Raw genomic sequence first — 546 nt, forward strand, 5'->3', positions numbered from 1 at the left:
TCTACTGGATCGACTGGCGCAAGACCAGCGATCGCTTTTACCTGTCGATGCACATCTCCTACCCCAACATCGCCGACGCCGCCCGCGCCCGCCGCGAAGGCGTGGAGCCGGGGGGCATGATCATGATCCACGGCACGCCGGACTCAGAAGAAAACCCTGAACAATTGTTCCACACCTTGGACTGGACCGATGGCTGTATTGCCATGCGCAACGTGGATATGCGCGAAGTCTGGAACCTGGTGCCGGATGGCACCATGATCGAGATTCGTCCGTAGCCCCTCGCCACAACACCATCCCCCGTGGCGAGGGAGCTTGCTCCCGCTGGGCTGCGCAGCAGACCCAAGGCAGTCGAACTCAATTTGGCTGACACATCGCAGCGTCTGGTTTTGGGGCCGCTTCGCGCCCCAGCGGGAGCAAGCTCCCTCGCCACAAAGGCTTTCTGGCCCGGCAGCAAATCTTCGTTGCCTGACCTGGCCTCATCGCACCCCTGCCCGGAACGCTACCCGGGCGGATCTGACAGGCCACTGCCTATGTGGCGAGGGAGCT

1 protein-coding gene is annotated in these 546 nt (G+C 62.6%); it reads left to right on the top strand.

Annotation, left to right across the window (positions count from 1 at the left end; all coding sequences use genetic code 11):
• On the top strand, positions 1 to 275 hold a 275-nt coding region (locus AD663_RS27990; protein WP_157062743.1), incomplete at its 5' end, for a murein L,D-transpeptidase family protein.
• Between the last annotated feature and the right edge of the window lie 271 nt (positions 276 to 546).

This window comes from Pseudomonas sp. Q12-87 (genome assembly GCF_001269755.1).
In the GTDB taxonomy this organism is placed as follows: Bacteria; Pseudomonadota; Gammaproteobacteria; order Pseudomonadales; family Pseudomonadaceae; genus Aquipseudomonas; species Aquipseudomonas fluorescens_S.